Annotated in this window: 14 protein-coding genes and 1 rRNA gene; 3 read left to right on the forward strand and 12 right to left on the reverse strand. The window is 59.5% G+C overall.

The window, feature by feature from the left end; all coding sequences use genetic code 11:
• Positions 1–115: 115 nt before the first annotated feature.
• From EAH74_RS18840 to EAH74_RS18855, 3 genes are all read right to left on the reverse strand, one after another.
• Positions 116–1,141 carry a histone deacetylase family protein gene (locus EAH74_RS18840; protein ID WP_140680301.1) on the reverse strand — a complete coding sequence of 342 codons (1,026 nt, stop codon included), beginning with the start codon at positions 1,139–1,141 and terminating at the stop codon, positions 116–118.
• A gap of 118 nt (positions 1,142–1,259) precedes the next feature.
• Positions 1,260–2,489: a Zn-dependent hydrolase gene (locus EAH74_RS18850; protein ID WP_140680302.1), complete on the reverse strand. Its 1,230-nt coding sequence runs from the start codon at positions 2,487–2,489 to the stop codon at positions 1,260–1,262.
• A 23-nt stretch (positions 2,490–2,512) separates the two neighbouring features.
• Positions 2,513–3,823, reverse strand: a complete 1,311-nt coding sequence (locus EAH74_RS18855) for an MFS transporter (RefSeq protein WP_140680303.1) — start codon at positions 3,821–3,823, stop codon at positions 2,513–2,515.
• A 161-nt stretch (positions 3,824–3,984) separates the two neighbouring features.
• Here EAH74_RS18855 and EAH74_RS18860 point away from each other — a divergent pair, with 161 nt between their 5' ends.
• Positions 3,985–4,917 (forward strand): LysR family transcriptional regulator, encoded by a 933-nt coding sequence (locus EAH74_RS18860; protein ID WP_033061190.1) that lies wholly within the window; start codon positions 3,985–3,987, stop codon positions 4,915–4,917.
• Between the two features lie 9 nt (positions 4,918–4,926).
• Here EAH74_RS18860 and EAH74_RS18865 read toward each other — a convergent pair whose 3' ends face one another.
• The 7 genes from EAH74_RS18865 to EAH74_RS18895 form a co-directional block, all read right to left on the reverse strand.
• A complete protein-coding gene (locus tag EAH74_RS18865; protein ID WP_140680305.1) occupies positions 4,927–6,237 on the reverse strand; it encodes an OprD family porin in 1,311 nt (436 codons plus the stop codon).
• A 48-nt stretch (positions 6,238–6,285) separates the two neighbouring features.
• The gene (locus tag EAH74_RS18870; protein ID WP_140680306.1) at positions 6,286–6,906 is read right to left on the reverse strand and encodes an RraA family protein; all 621 of its coding nucleotides are present in this window, start codon (positions 6,904–6,906) and stop codon (positions 6,286–6,288) included.
• Positions 6,899–7,291: a RidA family protein gene (locus EAH74_RS18875; protein WP_033061193.1), complete on the reverse strand. Its 393-nt coding sequence runs from the start codon at positions 7,289–7,291 to the stop codon at positions 6,899–6,901. The genes EAH74_RS18870 and EAH74_RS18875 overlap by 8 nt, the downstream gene beginning before the upstream one ends.
• 18 nt (positions 7,292–7,309) lie before the next feature.
• Complete coding sequence (locus EAH74_RS18880) at positions 7,310–8,689, reverse strand: MFS transporter (protein WP_140680307.1); 1,380 nt, start codon at positions 8,687–8,689, stop codon at positions 7,310–7,312.
• 127 nt (positions 8,690–8,816) lie between these two features.
• Positions 8,817–9,758 carry a 2-hydroxyacid dehydrogenase gene (locus EAH74_RS18885; protein WP_140680308.1) on the reverse strand — a complete coding sequence of 314 codons (942 nt, stop codon included), beginning with the start codon at positions 9,756–9,758 and terminating at the stop codon, positions 8,817–8,819.
• On the reverse strand, positions 9,755–10,510 hold the full coding sequence (locus tag EAH74_RS18890; RefSeq protein WP_008145462.1) for a class II aldolase/adducin family protein: 756 nt from the start codon (positions 10,508–10,510) through the stop codon (positions 9,755–9,757). Before EAH74_RS18890 ends, EAH74_RS18885 begins: the two co-directional genes overlap by 4 nt.
• Complete coding sequence (locus tag EAH74_RS18895) at positions 10,507–11,808, reverse strand: MFS transporter (RefSeq protein ID WP_140680309.1); 1,302 nt, start codon at positions 11,806–11,808, stop codon at positions 10,507–10,509. The genes EAH74_RS18890 and EAH74_RS18895 overlap by 4 nt, the downstream gene beginning before the upstream one ends.
• Before the next feature lie 156 nt (positions 11,809–11,964).
• On the opposite strand from EAH74_RS18895, the gene EAH74_RS18900 reads away from it, so the two are divergent.
• Entirely contained in the window at positions 11,965–12,924 is a 960-nt protein-coding gene (locus EAH74_RS18900; protein WP_095131011.1) for a LysR family transcriptional regulator, read from the forward strand.
• 12 nt (positions 12,925–12,936) lie between these two features.
• Here the strand turns inward: EAH74_RS18900 and mrdA are convergent, their stop codons facing one another.
• Complete coding sequence (gene mrdA, locus EAH74_RS18905) at positions 12,937–14,829, reverse strand: penicillin-binding protein 2 (RefSeq protein ID WP_140680310.1); 1,893 nt, start codon at positions 14,827–14,829, stop codon at positions 12,937–12,939.
• A 272-nt stretch (positions 14,830–15,101) separates the two neighbouring features.
• On the opposite strand from mrdA, the gene EAH74_RS18910 reads away from it, so the two are divergent.
• Positions 15,102–16,025, forward strand: coding sequence for a TIGR03571 family LLM class oxidoreductase (locus EAH74_RS18910; protein WP_140680312.1), 924 nt, complete (start codon positions 15,102–15,104; stop codon positions 16,023–16,025).
• Positions 16,026–16,139: 114 nt separating this feature from the next.
• On the opposite strand, the gene rrf is transcribed toward EAH74_RS18910, so the two are convergent.
• Positions 16,140–16,255: ribosomal RNA gene (gene rrf / locus EAH74_RS18915) — 5S ribosomal RNA — on the reverse strand.
• Between the last annotated feature and the right edge of the window lie 133 nt (positions 16,256–16,388).

Raw genomic sequence — 16,388 nt, forward strand, 5'->3', positions numbered from 1 at the left:
ATCGCGAGCAGGCTCGCTCCCACAAGTTCTGCGTCGTCCACAAATCTGCGGTTCAACTCAGTCAACTGTGGGAGCGAGCCTGCTCGCGATAGTAATCTACCAGACACCAAAGATCTCAGAGCTGCCACACCTCGGCGTTCACAAAAAACGCCCGCGCATTATCCTCAAGACTCTCCAGGTGATACCCGCCCTCCTGCACAATCAGACACGGCAACCCAAGGCTGCGAATCCGCTCCCCAAGCCGCGCAAACCCTTCACGGGTCACCGCCACTTTGCTCTGCGGATCAAGCTCGAAAATATCGAACCCCAAAGACAACACCAGCACCTCGGCGCCGAAGTCTTTCACCGCCGCCAATGCCACGTCCAATTGCCCCAGGAAATCCGCCTCACTGGCGCCATGCGCCATCGGCAAATTGAGGTTCAAGCCCTCGCCCTTCCCGACACCACGCTCGTCAGCGAACCCGGCAACCCCCGGATAGAAGTTGGTCGGATCGCCATGCACCGAGACGTAGAGCACGTCATCGCGCTCGTAGAAAATCTCCTGAATCCCCTGACCGTGGTGCATGTCGGTGTCGAGCACCGCGACTCGCTCAAAACCGGCACGCAGAACCTGCGCCGCCACCGCTGCATTGTTCACATAACAGAAACCACCCGCCGCTTCGGCCCGGGCATGGTGTCCCGGTGGACGGCACAAGGCGTAAGCGGCCGGCTCGCCATCGAGCAACGCCTGAGCGCCGGCAATGGCGCTTTGCGCCGACCAATAGGCCGAACGCCAGGTCTGCTCACCCACCGGGCAACTGCCATCCGCCAGATAGCGGGCAGCCTGGGCGAGAATCCCGCGCAGGGCATTGGGCTCGCGCACGAAGATGTTCGACATCACCTCGTCGCCCCAATCCTCAGGGATCTCTTTCCAGCGCTGATGCGCTTCCTGCAAAAACGTCAGGTACGGCGCGCCGTGGACCGCCAGCAGCGGATCGAGCCCGGCATCGACCGGCTGCTCGACGTTAAAGCCCAGCGAGTGCGACGCCTGGACCAACCGCTGAGCGCGCTCCGGCACTTCTTGTGGTGTGCGCATCTGCCCACGGGAGTAGTAGCTGCGTGGATGGTGAAGCAATTGTTCAGGGTGGAAAAAACTGCGCATGGATTAATACCTGTCAGTGTGGGAGCGAGCTTGCTCGCGAATGCGGTGTGTCATTCAACAATGATGTCGACTGACACTCCCTCTTCGCGAGCAAGCCCGCTCCCACATGGATTGCGTTTTATTCGACTTTGCCAGCACGGCTCAGCACGGCGTTGAGCAACACATCGGTGCCCTGACGCACGTCTTCGGGCAGTACGTCTTCAGCTTCGTTATGGCTCAAGCCGCCGACGCATGGAATGAACACCATGGCCGTCGGGCAGTACCGCGCCAGATGAATCGCATCATGCCCGGCACCGCTGACAATCGATTGCTGAGCGTAGCCCAGCGCATCCACCGCCTGCTGCACGGCCGCCACGCAATCGGCATCGAACGGGGTTGCCGGGCTGATCCAGTGAGGTGTAATCGTCAGGTTCAAGCCTCGGCTATCGGCAATCGCCTGAAGCCGCTCGCGGACTTGCTGCTCCATGGCCTCAATCGCTTCGTCGCGGTGATGACGCAGGTCGACGGTGAAATTCACCAGCCCCGGAATGGTGTTGCGCGACGATTTGTTGATGCTCAACTCGCCGACGGTGGTCAGGCCTTCGGGGGCGAAATCGGTGGCCAAACCTTCGATGGCCTGGATCATCCGCGCCACGCCATACAAAGCGTCTTTGCGCAACGGCATCGGCGTTGTACCGGCGTGGGCGGCCATGCCTTCGACCCGCACGTCGAGCCAGCGAATCGCCTGGCCGCCGCTGACCACGCCGATGCTTTTGGCGTTGTCTTCGAGGATCGGACCTTGCTCGATGTGCGCTTCAAAGTACGCATCCACCGCGCCGCCAAACGGGCGCTCGCCGGCGTAACCGGTGCGCTGCAACGCCTCGGCAACGCTGATGCCGTCGATGTCACGCACCGCCAGCGCTGCGTCCAGTGGCATGATCCCGGTGAACACCGCCGAGCCGAACATCGCCGGGGTGAAGCGTGCGCCTTCTTCGTTGGTCCAGACCGCCACTTCCAGTGGTTTGCGGGTCAGGATGTCGAGGTCGTTGAGACAACGGACCACTTCCAGGCCGGCGAGTACGCCGTAGACGCCATCGAAACGCCCGCCTTCAGGCTGGGTGTCGAGGTGGCTGCCCATCATCACGGGCGCGGCATCGGGGTCGGTGCCGGCGCGGCGGGCGAACAGGTTGCCGATGGCGTCCACGCTCAGGGTCATGCCGGCTTCGCGACACCAGTGGGAAAACAGTTCACGGCCGGCCTTGTCTTCATCGCTCAGGGCCAGGCGGCAGCTGCCACCACGGGCGGTGGCGCCGATTTCGGCCATGGCCATCAGACTCGCCCAGAGGCGTTCGCCATTAATCTTCAACATGAGTTACTCCTGAAAAACTTTGATTAAGCGTTGGCCATTTCGAGGCGTTCAGCGCTGGCATGGCGACGGGCAAGGGACAGGACACAGATCAGCGAAGTCGCGGCAATCAGGCTGTAGAACACCGCCAGCGGCCACCATTGGCCGGCGAACTTATGCGCCAGCAAGGTGCCGATCAGCGGCGTCAGGCCACCGGCCACGGCGCCGCAAATCTGATAGGCCAACGAGATCGCGGTGTAGCGCACGCGGGTCTCGAACATGCCGCTGACGTAACCGGCGATCACCGCGTAGAACGACGCCATGCACACCACCGCCAGGGCGATGCCGAGGATGATCAGCGGCGCCTGGGCCGAGCTGACCAGCACGAACATCGGGTACGGCGAGGCCATGGCCAGCAACGACATCAGGCACAGGAATCGCGTCGCGCCGATTTTCTCGGCGACCCACGCGGCCAACGGTTGAATGCAGAACTGAATGATCGCCACCACAAACAGGCACTCAAGAATCAGCGAGCGCGGCAATTCGAGTTGCTGGGTGGTGTAGGCGATCATGAAGGTGTTGGTGAAATACACCCCGGCGATCCCGAGAGTATTGGCGCCGATGCACAGCAGCAGCGGGCGCCATGCGGTGCGCAGCACTTCCATGACCGGTGCCTGCTCCTTGCGTGTACTTTTGCGCGCCAGTTCGCGGCTGGCGAGGAACTCCGGCGACTCATTCACGCCCAGGCGAATCGCCAGGCCCACCAGCAGCAACAGCGAACTGGCGAGGAACGGCAGACGCCAGCCCCAGCTCATCAGGTCTTCTTCCGGCAGACGGGTGACTACGCTGAAGGCCAGCAACGACAGGATCAAACCCGCCGGGCTGCCCAGTTGCGCAAAGGAGGCGAAGAAGTTGCGTCGACCTTTCGGCGCATGCTCGCCGGCCATCAACACCGCCCCGCCCCACTCGCCACCGACGGCGATGCCCTGGACGATGCGCAACAGAATCAGCAGCACCGGCGCGGCTGCGCCGATTTGTGCGTAGGTCGGCAGCAAGCCGATGCAGACCGTGACCACGCCCATCATCAGCAACGTGATGATCAGCGACTTCTTGCGGCCGATGCGGTCGCCAATATGGCCGAAGATAATCCCGCCCAACGGCCGCGCAAAGAAGCCCACGGCGAAGGTGCCGAAGGCGGCCATGGTGCTGAACAGTTTGTCGTCGGAGGGGAAGAACAGCGCGCCGAACACCAGCGCGGCGGCGGTGGCGTAGATGTAAAAGTCGTACCACTCGATCATGGTGCCGATGAATGCGGCAGCCGCAGCACGGCGAGGCTGGGGCGAAGCGTTAGGCTTCATGGTCAGGCTCCTTTGGTTATTTTTTTGGCAGGAGTGAAACTGCAAAATCAAGGCGCTCTGACGGCGCCTGTCTGGGGATGATTTATCGTCTCGGGGCTATGATTAGTCAATTTTCTATTTATTATGCGGACTATTACGCCAGCTTATAATCGAGAGCCGCCATGGCCGAACGCGATGTACAACGCCTGCTCAATGACCGTCTGGACTGGAACCTGCTGCGCACCTTCCGGGTGATCGGTCAGGAGCTGAGCATCAGCCGCGCCGCCGCTCGACTGCACCTGACGCAACCGGCGGTGAGCCAGGCGCTCAAGCGTCTGGAGGAGCAATTGGGCCGACAATTGATCGCCCGTCGCGGGCCACGGTTTGCCCTGACCGAAGTCGGCGAGCAGATCTTCGAACTGGCCGGGGAAATCTACGGGCAGATGTCCCAGGTCAGCAGCGTGCTGGAGCAACCGGCCGACGAAGTGATCGGCAAGGTTCGCTTGCTGATCATCAGCCGGATCTTTTCGGAGCGCTTCGATGACTTCCTCGCGGACTTTCATCGCCAGCACCCGCGAGTGGATCTGGAAGTCGACGTGATGCGCAGCTCCGACATCGTCAGCGCCCTACAGGAAAAAACCGCGACCCTCGGCCTGAGCCTCAATCGCCGCCCGCAACCGCGCCTGGAACAACGACTGTTCCTGCGTCAACGCTATGCGTTTTTCTGCGGCAAGCACCATGCGCTGTTCGGCCAGCAGAATGTCGCCGAAGGGGATTTGCAGCGGGAGAATTTCGTCAGTTTCACCAGCGACCAGATCGGCGGCATGCTCTCGCCGCTGACGATTTTTCGTGATCAGCAAGGCTTCAGCGGACGGATCGTCGCCTCGTCACCGAGCCTGGAAGAAGTCCGGCGACTGGTGATCGCCGGGTACGGGATCGGCTGTTTACCCGAGCACGTGGTGGCGGCGGACGTCGACGCCGGATTGCTCTGGCGCCTGCCGCCCCACGAAGGGATTGCCGATGTGGACATTCATTTGCTGTGGAACCGCGAGCAGCGCATGAGCCGGGCCGAGACGATTTTTCTCGAGAGCCTGCAACAGTGCTTGCTGGACTGAGTAGCCCGATCAGAACAACGGCAGACTGTAGCTGACCACCAAGCGGTTCTGGTCCGCATCGCGCGATGCTTCACTGCGCGACACACCATTGCGCCAACCCAGTGCGACGTTTTTCAACGGTCCGCTCTGGATCACGTAGTCGAGGCTCAAGTCCCGCTCCCATTCCTCTTGCTCAGGTCCGGCCACCGTTTTGATTCCGCTGCCTGAGAGGTACATCGCCGAAGCCTTGAGCCCCGGCACACCAAGGGCAGCAAAATCGTAGCTGTACTGGGCGAAACCGGTACGCTCTCCGGCGCGGGTGAAGTTCTGGATGTAGCGGTCGGTCAGCAGGTAGACGCTTGCGCCGCCAGCGCCTTTGTCCGGCAAACCACCCTGGTTGAGCTGCACGAATCCGCTGTCACTGGACACCTGCTGATAACCAGCCATCAGCGCGTGAGCACCGATGCTCCAGGTGAACGCCAGGCTCCAGGTATTGTTGTCGATCTTGCCGTCGCCGTTCTGCGTATAACCGCTGGTGCGGTAGCCGCTGGCCCGCCCGGCGGCCGAGTCATTGGCACCGTCGGCGGAGGTCCTGAAGTAGCGCAGATCGGTTTTCAGCGCACCGAAATCCCCCAGTGTCAGGTTATGAACCAGACCAGCGAAATGCTGTTGGTAATAGTCTTCGAGATTGGCGTAGTAATACTGCGCCAGAAGCGCATCGGTGACCTTGTAATCGACACCGGCAAAATTGAACACGTTGCTTTCCCGGGTGCCACCAGCCACGGCCAGTCCGGTGCTGTCGCTGGAACCACGGCCCGTCGCGTGTTCGAGATGGCCACCGGTCAGGGTCAGGTGCTCGAAGTCATTGGAGACGATCTGCCCGCCCTCGAACGTTTGCGGCAGCAGCCGTCCGTCGTTGGCCTGCAGAATCGGCAACTTCGGCGTCAGCGTGCCGTAACGCATTTCAGTCTGGGCAAAGCGCATCTTCGCCGTCGCCCCGAAACGCTCCCATTGCTCGGCGGCGCCGTTTCCATCGTCGGGGATCATCGAACTGCCGACATGGCGACCGTCACCGCTGTCCAGGCGAATACCCAGCAGGCCTAACGCATCGACGCCAAAGCCGACAGTGCCTTCGGTGAATCCGGACTGATAGTTGAGCATGAAACCCTGCGCCCACTCTTCGGTTCTGGAAGGGTTCGCGGCGCCATCGCGATTATCGTTATTGAAGTAAAAGTTACGCATCCCGAGGGTCGCTTTACTGTCTTTAATAAAGTCCGCCATGCTTAACGAACTGAATAGAGCACTGCCGATCGCAATAAGTGCCAACGGTTGTTTGTTCATTTATTTTGAAGTTCCTGAGCAGCCAGTTTTTGGACTGGCTGCCGGTCATTAAGAGAGTTTGATATTCAAGACACTGGACACCGGCTCGCCGGCCATTAACCGGGTCATCAGTTGCGGTTCTGCCCGGTCCGATGCCAGCGCGCGCTCGATGACGTTTTGCGCGGTCGCCGGATCGAGAAACAGTACGCCGTTGTCGTCCGCCAGCACCCAATCACCGGGATGTACCGTGACGCCGGCACAGTGAATCGGCTGATTGATCTGGCTGTCGCCACGGCCATGCAATTTGGTGGTCAGCAGGCTGGTGCCGCGGGCGAAAACCGGCAGCCCGGACTCGCGCAGTTCCAGCAAGTCGGTCACTGCGCCGTCCACCACAATGCCCACCGCCCCCGCGCAACGTGCCGCGCAACTGGTGACGGCGCCGACAGGTGCGTGTTGCCAGTCGCCATCGGTGTCGATCACCAGCACATCGCCGGGCTGGATGAGCGCCAGGGCCTGGTTGACCGCGATGGCATCGGCGCCCACCAGTTTCAGGGTCAGCGCCCGGCCGACCAGTTTCACATTGGGCACCATGGCCCGCAGTTGCGAGTCGGCAAAGCCCTCTTCGAGAAAATGCCCGAGGGTCGGAAAACTCACTGCGTTGAGCTGCTCGATCAGCTGCGATTCATCCATGTTGCGCCTCCTTGGCGATCAACTCGGCAACACAATCGATTTCCAGCGACACACCCCACAGCGCCACACACACCGTGGTCCTGGCCGGCGGCGCATGGCCGAGGAACTCGCGATACACCGCGTTGAACGGCTCCAGCTGCGCGGGATCGGTGAGGTACGCGTTGACCTTGATCACATGACTGAAGTCAGACCCGGCTTCAATCAGGATCGCCTCCAGATTGCGCAAGGTTTGCCGCACTTGTTCGGTGAAATGGGCGGGCTGGTCATCGAGCCCGCTCTGCGCCGGGATCTGCCCGGCGGTGAACACCAGGTGGCCACTGACCACCGCTTGGGAGTAAGGGCCGACCGGGCCGATGAAGCCCGGGGCTGACTGAATTCTGCGCATGCTATTGAACTCCATGGATCAGGCCGCAGCCGATTTGACAGGTTTGCCGAAGGCAGGATCGTCGGCCGGAACCGCAACTGGGACTTCGCTGATGTCTCGCTTGAAGGTCTCGGTCAGCAACAACAGCGCCACCAACGAAATCAACGCCGCACCGATCATGTACCAGGCCACTGAAGAGCCTTTGCCGGTCGCCGCCAGCAATGCGGTGGTGACGATGGGCGTCGCCGCACTGCCGAGCAGGCCGGACAACATGTAGCTGATCGATAACCCGGAATAGCGCACCCGAGTGCCGAACAGTTCGGCGAGGAAGGTCGCGATCGGCCCGTAATTGGCCGCGAAGGCAGTCATCAACAGCAGGTAGCCGAAGATCACACAGGGCAACTCTTTGGTGTCCATCAACCAGAACAACGGGAACGCCACCAACGCTTCGGCCACGATGCCGGCCACGATGATCGGCTTGCGTCCATAGCGGTCCGACAACGCGCCGAACACCGGCAACATGACGATGCACCAGGCGCAGGACAGCAACACCACGCCAAGCATCACGCTGCGGCTGAACCCCAGATTCTGCGTGCCGTACGTCAGGCCGAAGGCAACGATGATGTTGAACGACGCCCCGGTCGACATGGTGGCGATCCCGCCCAGCACCACTTGTTTCCAGTACTTGCGAAACACTTCCGCCAGCGGCATTTTCACTTGAACTTCGGCTTCCTTGACCTTGTTGAAGGCCGGGGTTTCCGCGATGTTCAAGCGGATGTACAAGCCCACGGCGATCAGCAGCACGCTGGCCAGGAACGGAATTCGCCAGCCCCAGGCCAACAGGTCTTCTGGGGACAGCCACGCGGCAATCAGCAAGAAGGCCAGGTTGGCAATCATGGTCCCGGCCGGGACGCCGATCTGTACCCACGAGCCGTACAAGCCGCGTTTGTTGGCGGGAGCATGTTCCACCGCCATCAGCACCGCACCGCCCCACTCGCCACCCAACGCCAGGCCTTGAATCACCCTCAGCAGCAACAACAAGATCGGCGCCCAGATACCAATGGCCGCGTAATTGGGTAATAACCCGATGGCGAACGTAGCGGCCCCCATGGTCAACAGCGAAACCAACAACATCGACTTGCGTCCCAAACGGTCACCGAAATGACCAAACAGGGCCGCACCAACAATCCGGGCCAGGTAGGCCGAAGCAAACGTACCGAACGCCAGTAATGTACCGATCAACGGATCGAAATCCGGAAAGAACACTTTGTTGAACACCAGCGCCGAAGCCGTGGCGAAAACAAACAGGTCGTACCATTCCACCGTGGTGCCAATCACACTGGCCACGGCAACTTTCTTCATGCTGATTGCAACTTCAGGAGGTGCGCCGGACTTTTCTACAGGCGATAGATCGCTCATTACTGTCTCCAGGAGTTCATCAAGAACTCGTATTTAATTGTTTTAACTGGCAGTAAAACGTTCGAGATAAGGGATTATTGTTATAAGTCGCCCAATTCAATGGGCGAGTTTGCAAGGCGCTTTCTTATTAATAACCGAGTGTTCGGTCCGCACAATTCAATAACGGTTCACCGGTATTTAAACGACGAAAGTTCTCTGCTACTTGTTCGGCGATACAGTCATGGGAGGCTGCGGACGCCATGTGCGGGGTGATGGTGACGCCGGGCATTGCCCAGAGACGGTGATCGACCGGCAGCGGTTCTTGTTCGAAAACATCCAGCAACGCGCCGCGCAGTTTCCCTCGGGCCAGGGCCTGTTCGAGGTCATCGATATTCAGATGACCGCCGCGACCACAATTGACCAGCGCGGCGCCATTGGCGAGCCGCTCAAACGTTGCGCTGCCGAGGATGCCGCGGGTTTCGCTGGTCAGCGGCAACAGGTTGATCAACAACTCCAATCCATCGAGAAACGGGTTCAGTTTTTCCGCACCGGCGAACGTCTGTACGCCCGGCAAGTCTTTGCTGCGACGTGCCCAACCACGAACGTCGTAACCGGCGGCGGCCAGGTCCTGGGCAATGGCGCTGCCCAACGACCCCAGCCCCATCACACCGACCTTGAACTGCCCCGCCGCCCGTTGCAGCGGCCGCTCCCAACGCTGGTCCTGTTGCTGCAACAGCACTTGATCGAAGCCGCGGTGATAGTGAATCGCCGCCCAGCGCACGTACTCGGTCATGCCTTGGCGGTGACCGGGATCAACCACTCGGCAGATCGGCAGATCCGGGCACGACGGGTCGTGATCGAGGTGATCGATGCCGGCGGCTACCGAGTGAATGACTTGCACATTCGGCAATGCGGCGAGGCTGCCTGGCAAGGGAAACCAGCACGCGGCAATCTGCGCATTCTTGGCCAACGGATCATCCGCCAGCACGGTGGTGAGTTGCGACGCACTGCGGGCAAATGCAGCCTGCAATTGCTTGAGCAGAAGACTGTCGCGGGACAGCAGAACCACGGTGTTGGTGACGGTTTTCACGATAAGTAGGACTCACGCTGGGATTCGATCAGGGTCAGGGCGGCCTCCCAGGCCAGGTCGATGATGTTGTCCTGCTCATCGCGGTCAAACTGCTCGGCGGTGTGCGCACAGACTTCCGGGGACGGGTAATGCAACGCCGAACCACCGGACAACGCCGCAACTTGCGCCTGACAGGCACGCTCCAGAAAGTGAATCTCCTGGAACGCCTGGGCCACACCAGAACCACCGACCAACAGTCCATGATTGCGCAGGATCATCGCCCGGTGCGGGCCCAGATCGGCAATCAAACGCTCGCGCTCATCCAGCGACAGCGCAATGCCTTCATAGGTGTGATACGCCAATTTGCCGTAGAACTTCAACGCGTGTTGACTGATCGGCAGCAAGCCTTGCTTCTGGGCGGCGACCGCCATGCCGGCGGCCGTGTGGGTGTGAATCACGCAGTTGAGATCCGGGCGAGCCATGTGGATCGCCGAGTGAATGACGAAGCCGGCGGCGTTGACCCGATGACCTTCATATTCCGGGTCAACGACTCGCCCGTCCTGATCGATACGCACCAGGTCCGAAGCACGCATGCGGTCGAAAATCACCCCGTAGCGGTTGATCAGGAAATGGTGCTCCGGCCCTGGAATACGCAAGGTGATGTGGGTGTCGATCAGGTCGGTCATGCGAAAGTGCGCGACCAGGCGATACAGGGCAGCCAATTCGCAACGGGCTTGCCATTCAACCGGGCCGATGTGTTCAGGTTTACTCACGAATACACCTCTTTAGCAGCGTGGGTGACGACCGGGTTGGCGCGCAGGCGGGCCAGCCCGCAAACACCGATCAAGGACAAGGCCGAGAGCAAGGTGAAGTACACCGCCAACGGCAGCCATTGTCCGGAAAACTTGCTCGCCAGCAGCGTGCCGATCAGCGGCGTAGTACCACCGGCGAGCGCGCAGCTGAGTTGGTAGGCGATAGAAATGCCCGAGTAGCGCAGGTGCACCGGGAATGCCTGGGTCATGTAACCGGCGATCACCGCATACAGCGCCGAGAGAATCACTACCGCCAGCGCGATGCCGACGGTCATCAGCACAATGTTCTGCGTACCCACCAGCAGGAACATCGGGTACGGCGTGACCATGCACAGCAGCGCGACGAGTTTGAGGAAGCGGCCTTCGCCGATGCGTTCGGCCAGCAACGCGGAGAGCGGTTGCGAGAGCAGCTGAATGACGGTCACCAGGAACAGGCAATCGAGAATCGTCGAACGTGCGATGCCCTGATACTGGGTGACATAGGTGATCATGAAAGTGTTGGTAAAGAAGAACCCGGCCGAACCGATGGTCACGGCGGCGGCGGCAAACAGGATTTGCCGCCAGCAGGTGCGGATCACGTCCTTCACCGGGTACTTGGAAGTCTCGTTGTTGTCCCGGGCCTTGGCGAACTCCGGCGACTCATGAACGCCGGAACGGATCATCAGGCCAACCATCATCAACACACCGCTGGCGAGAAATGGCAGACGCCAGCCCCAGGCGAGGAAGTCCTCAGACTCGAGGGAGGTGACCAGACGAAAGGCGATCAACGCCAGCAGTAAACCGGCCGGGCTGCCGAGTTGAGCGAACGATGCATAGAACATCTTGCGCTTGGCCGGTGCATGCTCGCTGGCCATCAGCACCGCCCCGCCCCACTCGCCACCGACTGAAATGCCCTGGATCAAACGCAGCACAATCAGACCGACCGGTGCCCAGATGCCGACGCTGGCGTAGCTGGGCAACAGACCGATGCCGGCGGTCGCCAAACCCATCAGGGCCATGGTCACCAGCAGCATTTTCTTGCGACCGAGGCGATCACCCAGATGACCGAAAACCATGCCGGCCATTGGGCGAGCGATGAAGCCGACGGCGAAACTGCCGAACGCTGCCAGGGTGCTCATCACCGGGTCGTGGCTGGGAAAGAACACTTGCCCGAGCACCAGCGCCGCCGCCGTGGCATAGATGTAGAAGTCGTAGAACTCGATGGTCGTGCCAATGAAGGCTGCCGCCGCCGCTCGACGCGGTTGAGGGGTAGTGTGCATGCAAGGACCCTGTGTATTTATAGTTTTGGGCAGGTACTGAAGGCTGTTTACGGGTTGCACTCTGTGGCGCTTGTTAGCTTTATCGCTTCCGTGCCAGGATTAGTCAATTTTCAAATTCTTATCTTTACTATTAGCCTTGCTACTACCAGGAGTTTTATGCCCTCCACTTCTAACCCTTGGGTCGGTCGCCGCTTTCTGAATGACCGCCTCGACTGGAACCTGCTACGCACCTATTTGGTGATCGGTCAGGAAGGCAGCATGAGCCGGGCCGCCGCGCGATTGCACATCACGCAGTCAGCCGTCAGCCAGGCACTGAAACGGCTGGAGGAACAATTGGAATGTGTGTTGATTGCCCGTAGCGGGCGACGGTTTGATCTGACGGAAACCGGGGAGGAAGTCCTGCGCATTGCGGCGGACATTTACGGCGATATTTCACGACTGGGCACGGTGGTGGAGAGTCGTAACGACGATGTGGTCGGCAAGATTCGCATCCTTACCGTCAGCGGTGTGCAAGCTCGGCATTACGATGAATTTCTCGCCGATTTCCACGAAACGCACCCGAAAATCGAGTTTGAAGTCGAAGTGATGGGCAGCTCGAACATCATCAGTTCACTGCTGCAAAAGACCGCGACCATTGGCGTCGGCCTGTGCCGTTTACCGCAGCCGCGATTGGAGCAGCGAGTACTGTTTCGTGAGACTTATGCGTACTTTTGTGGGCAGCGTCATCGACTGTTCGGGCAAGAGAATCTGACCCTGGAACAGCTCGCGGCGGAGAACTTTGTCAGCTTCACCAGTGACCAACTCGGGGGCAATCTTTCACCCCTGACATTGTTCCGCGACCAGCAAGGCTTTACCGGCAAGATCGTCGCTTCATCGACGAGTTTCGAAGAGATTTATCGCTTGATCTGTTCAGGGTTCGGCATTGGCTGTTTGCCGACGCACCTGGTACGAAGGGATGTCGAGCAAGGTTTGCTCTGGCGTTTGCCGCCGGAAGATGGGGTGGTGGATTTCGATATCCAGCTGCTGTGGAATCGCGAGCAGAAGATGAGTCAGGCCGAAACCGTGTTCCTCGAAAGCTTCCAGCACATGCTCAGTATTCGTGAGCCTGTGTTGTGAAGCCTTGATCGCTTAGACGTGAGGGTCGCCCGGTGCTTTGCTCGGTGTAGCGTATTGCGGCTTCAAGTGACCGTCCTGATCGAGTAGCCAGGCATCCATGATCTGCCGTACCACCGGACCTGCGACGCGACCGCCGGCCTCGCCGTTTTCGATCATCACCGAGATGACAATCTTCGGATGTTCGGCCGGGGCAAAACCGACGAACAAGGCGTTGTCGCGGTTACGCTCCAGGGTTTTCGCCCGGTTGTAGCGCTCGCCTTGCTTGATCGCCACCACTTGCGCGGTACCACTCTTGCCGGCGATGCGGTACTGAGCGCCCTGCGCTGCCGCCCGCGCAATCCCGCGAGCGTCGTGCATCACCATTTGCATGCCGTGGTTGACTTGCTCCCAGTCACGCGGGTCTTTCAACAGGATGTTTGGCATTGGATGCTCATCCACTGGCGCAACACCGTCCACGGTTTTGGCCAGGTGCGGGCGATTCCAGACACCTTTGTTGGCGATCAGTGCAGTGGCCTGGGCGAGCTGCAATGGAGTGACCTGCATGTAACCCTGGCCGATGCCGAGGATCACGGTCTCACCCGGGAACCATGCCTGACGGCGCGTGGCACGCTTCCAGGCTTGCGATGGCATCAGGCCGGCAGACTCTTCGAACATGTCCAGCGAGACTTTCTCGCCGAGGCCGAACATAGCCATGTAGTCATGCAGTCGGTCGATACCCAGCTTGTGGGCCAGGTCGTAGAAATAGGTGTCGTTGGAGCGCATGATCGCCGCGTCCATGTCCACCCAGCCATCGCCGCTGTGGTTCCAGTTGCGGTATTTGTGATCGAAGTCCGGGAGTTGGTAATAACCGGGGTCGAAGACGCGGGTCTGCGGGGTAACGACGCCGGCGTCGAGGCCGGCAATGGCCACTTCCGGCTTAATGGTCGAACCCGGTGCATAGAGGCCGCGCAGCACGCGGTTGAACAGCGGTCGGTCGATCGAGTCGTGGAGCGCTGCGTATTCCTTGAAGCTGATTCCGGTGACGAACAGGTTCGGGTCGAAGCTTGGCTTGCTGACCATCGCGAGCACTTCTCCGGTCGACGGATCAAGTGCGACCACCGAACCGCGACGATCACCCAAGGCTTCCTCGGCGGCTTTCTGAAGGTTGACGTCGAGGCTCAGTACGATGTTTTTGCCCGGGATCGGATCAGTGTGCTTGAGCACTCGCAGGACCCGGCCCTGAGCGTTGGTTTCGACTTCTTCGTAACCCACCTGGCCGTGCAGCTGCGACTCGTAGAATTTTTCGATGCCTGTCTTGCCGATGGATTGAGTGCCACGGTATTCCACCGTGTCCAGGGCTTTGGACTCTTTCTCGTTGATGCGGCCGACATAGCCGATCGAATGCGCAAAGTGCGCACCCATCGGGTAGTGGCGAACGAATTGTGGCTCTACATCGATCCCCGGCAGACGGAACTCGTTGACCGCCAACACGGCGATCTGTTCTTCGCTGAGCTCGTAGAACAAGGTGACCGGCACGAATGGATGGCGCGCCTGCTTCATTGCCTTGTCAAACAACGAGCGGTCTTCGGTCGGCAAGTGCAGGAGGCTGACCACCTCATCCAGTTCCTCTTTAACATCGGAGGCGCGTTCGCGGGTGATGGTCAGGTTGAAGCTGGGACGGTTGTCCGCCAGAACCACGCCGTTGCGGTCATAGATCAATCCGCGCGTGGGGGTGATCGGCAGGACATGGACGCGATTGTTTTCTGAGATCGTCGAGTGGTAGTCAAATTCGACCACCTGCAGGACATACATGCGCACGACCAGCGCGCAGGTAATGGCGACAACGAACAGGGCGCAAGCCATCAGTCTTTTGTTGACCAGGCGCGTCTCTTTTTCGTGGTCCTTGATCGGTATCGGTTGGGGCATTTCTGCAGCAGCTCTTTGACTGTAAAGGGGGCGCCAATCCGTAGGCTTGAAATCAGTCCGTTAAAAAACGAGCTGCACCATACCAAAAACCGGGCGGTCACTTTAGTGCGATTTCCTCTAACGGTTGTCCTTGAGGGCCAAAACGACGGTCGGTTTTTTTTATGATTCGTGCTTTTAGCTCAAAATTGATATTCCCATTCGTGCATTTTTCTTGAAGGAGGGCCTGTAGATACTGGGCGCATGTCATTCCGTTTTGTTTTTTGGAGTCTTTCATGCATCCACGATTTCAACGTTTACTGGGCTCAACTGGATTTTCCATTGGGCTGGAACTGCCGCTGGATAACGATTGGTCCAGCGATGGGCAGCGACTGCGGATTGCCGAAGACCGGCCTTTTGGTGTCCCGGACCTGAAGCAGCACGCCGCTATGGCGCGCCTCGCCGACAAGGCTGGTTTCGGCGCTCTGTGGGTACGCGATGTGCCGGTTTATGATCCCAATTTTGGTGATGCGGCACAGGTGTTCGAAACCTTTTCCTACCTTGGCTACCTGGCAGGGATCACCGACAACGTCATGCTGGGTACGGCGGCGGTTGTATTACCGCTACGTCAACCTTGGTTAACGCTCAAGGCAGCCAACAGTGTTGATGAACTGAGTGATGGACGTCTACTACTGGGTGTGGCCAGTGGCGACCGACCTATGGAGTATCCGTTGTTTGGTGTGGACTACGATCAGCGGGGAGAGATCTTTCGCGATACGGTCGAGTTGTTGCGCAGCCAAGGTGAAGGACGCTTGCCGGAAGGTGCTCGCCTGTTACCAGAGCGAGATCAGCCAGTACCATTGTTGGTCGCAGGTCTTGGTCAGCAATCCCCAGCGTGGATCGGCCAACACATGGACGGCTGGCTCGCCTACCCCGGCACTCCGGATGAGCATCGGCGCCGAGTGGGACTGTGGCGAGAGGTCGGTGGCGATAAACCCTACATCAGCTTCGTTCACCTGGATCTGGCGGCCAATCCTCATGCACCGATGCGACGCGTACGTTTTGGCGGCAGCTGCGGGAGGCTGGCATTGATTGATGAGCTTCAGGCTTTGCGTGAAGCCGGTGTGCAGCACGTTGGCTTGCATCTGCGTCGTAGCGAACGACCAGTTGCCGAGGTTATTGAAGAAATAGCTGAATACGTTCTACCAAAGTTTCACTAACGATGCTGCTGGAACCAGGGATAGTCGATGGGCTGTCCCTTGTCGTCACGCCACTTTCCTGCGGACAAAACAAAACCCCTACCTGCATACGCAGATAGGGGTTTCGGAATTTAATCTTGACGATGACCTACTCTCACATGGGGAAACCCCACACTACCATCGGCGATGCATCGTTTCACTGCTGAGTTCGGGATGGGATCAGGTGGTTCCAATGCTCTATGGTCGTCAAGAAATTCGGTAGCCAGGTCGTTCTCCTTACGGATCACGCTCCAGCGAATGGGTATGCGATAGATTTGTGTGTTTCGTTTCGAATTTTCGACTTGTATCGTCTTCACACACCGCAATCTGGTGCCTTTTCAGGTC

It is taken from the genome of Pseudomonas mandelii (assembly GCF_006438925.1).
Lineage (GTDB): Bacteria > Pseudomonadota > Gammaproteobacteria > Pseudomonadales > Pseudomonadaceae > Aquipseudomonas > Aquipseudomonas mandelii_C.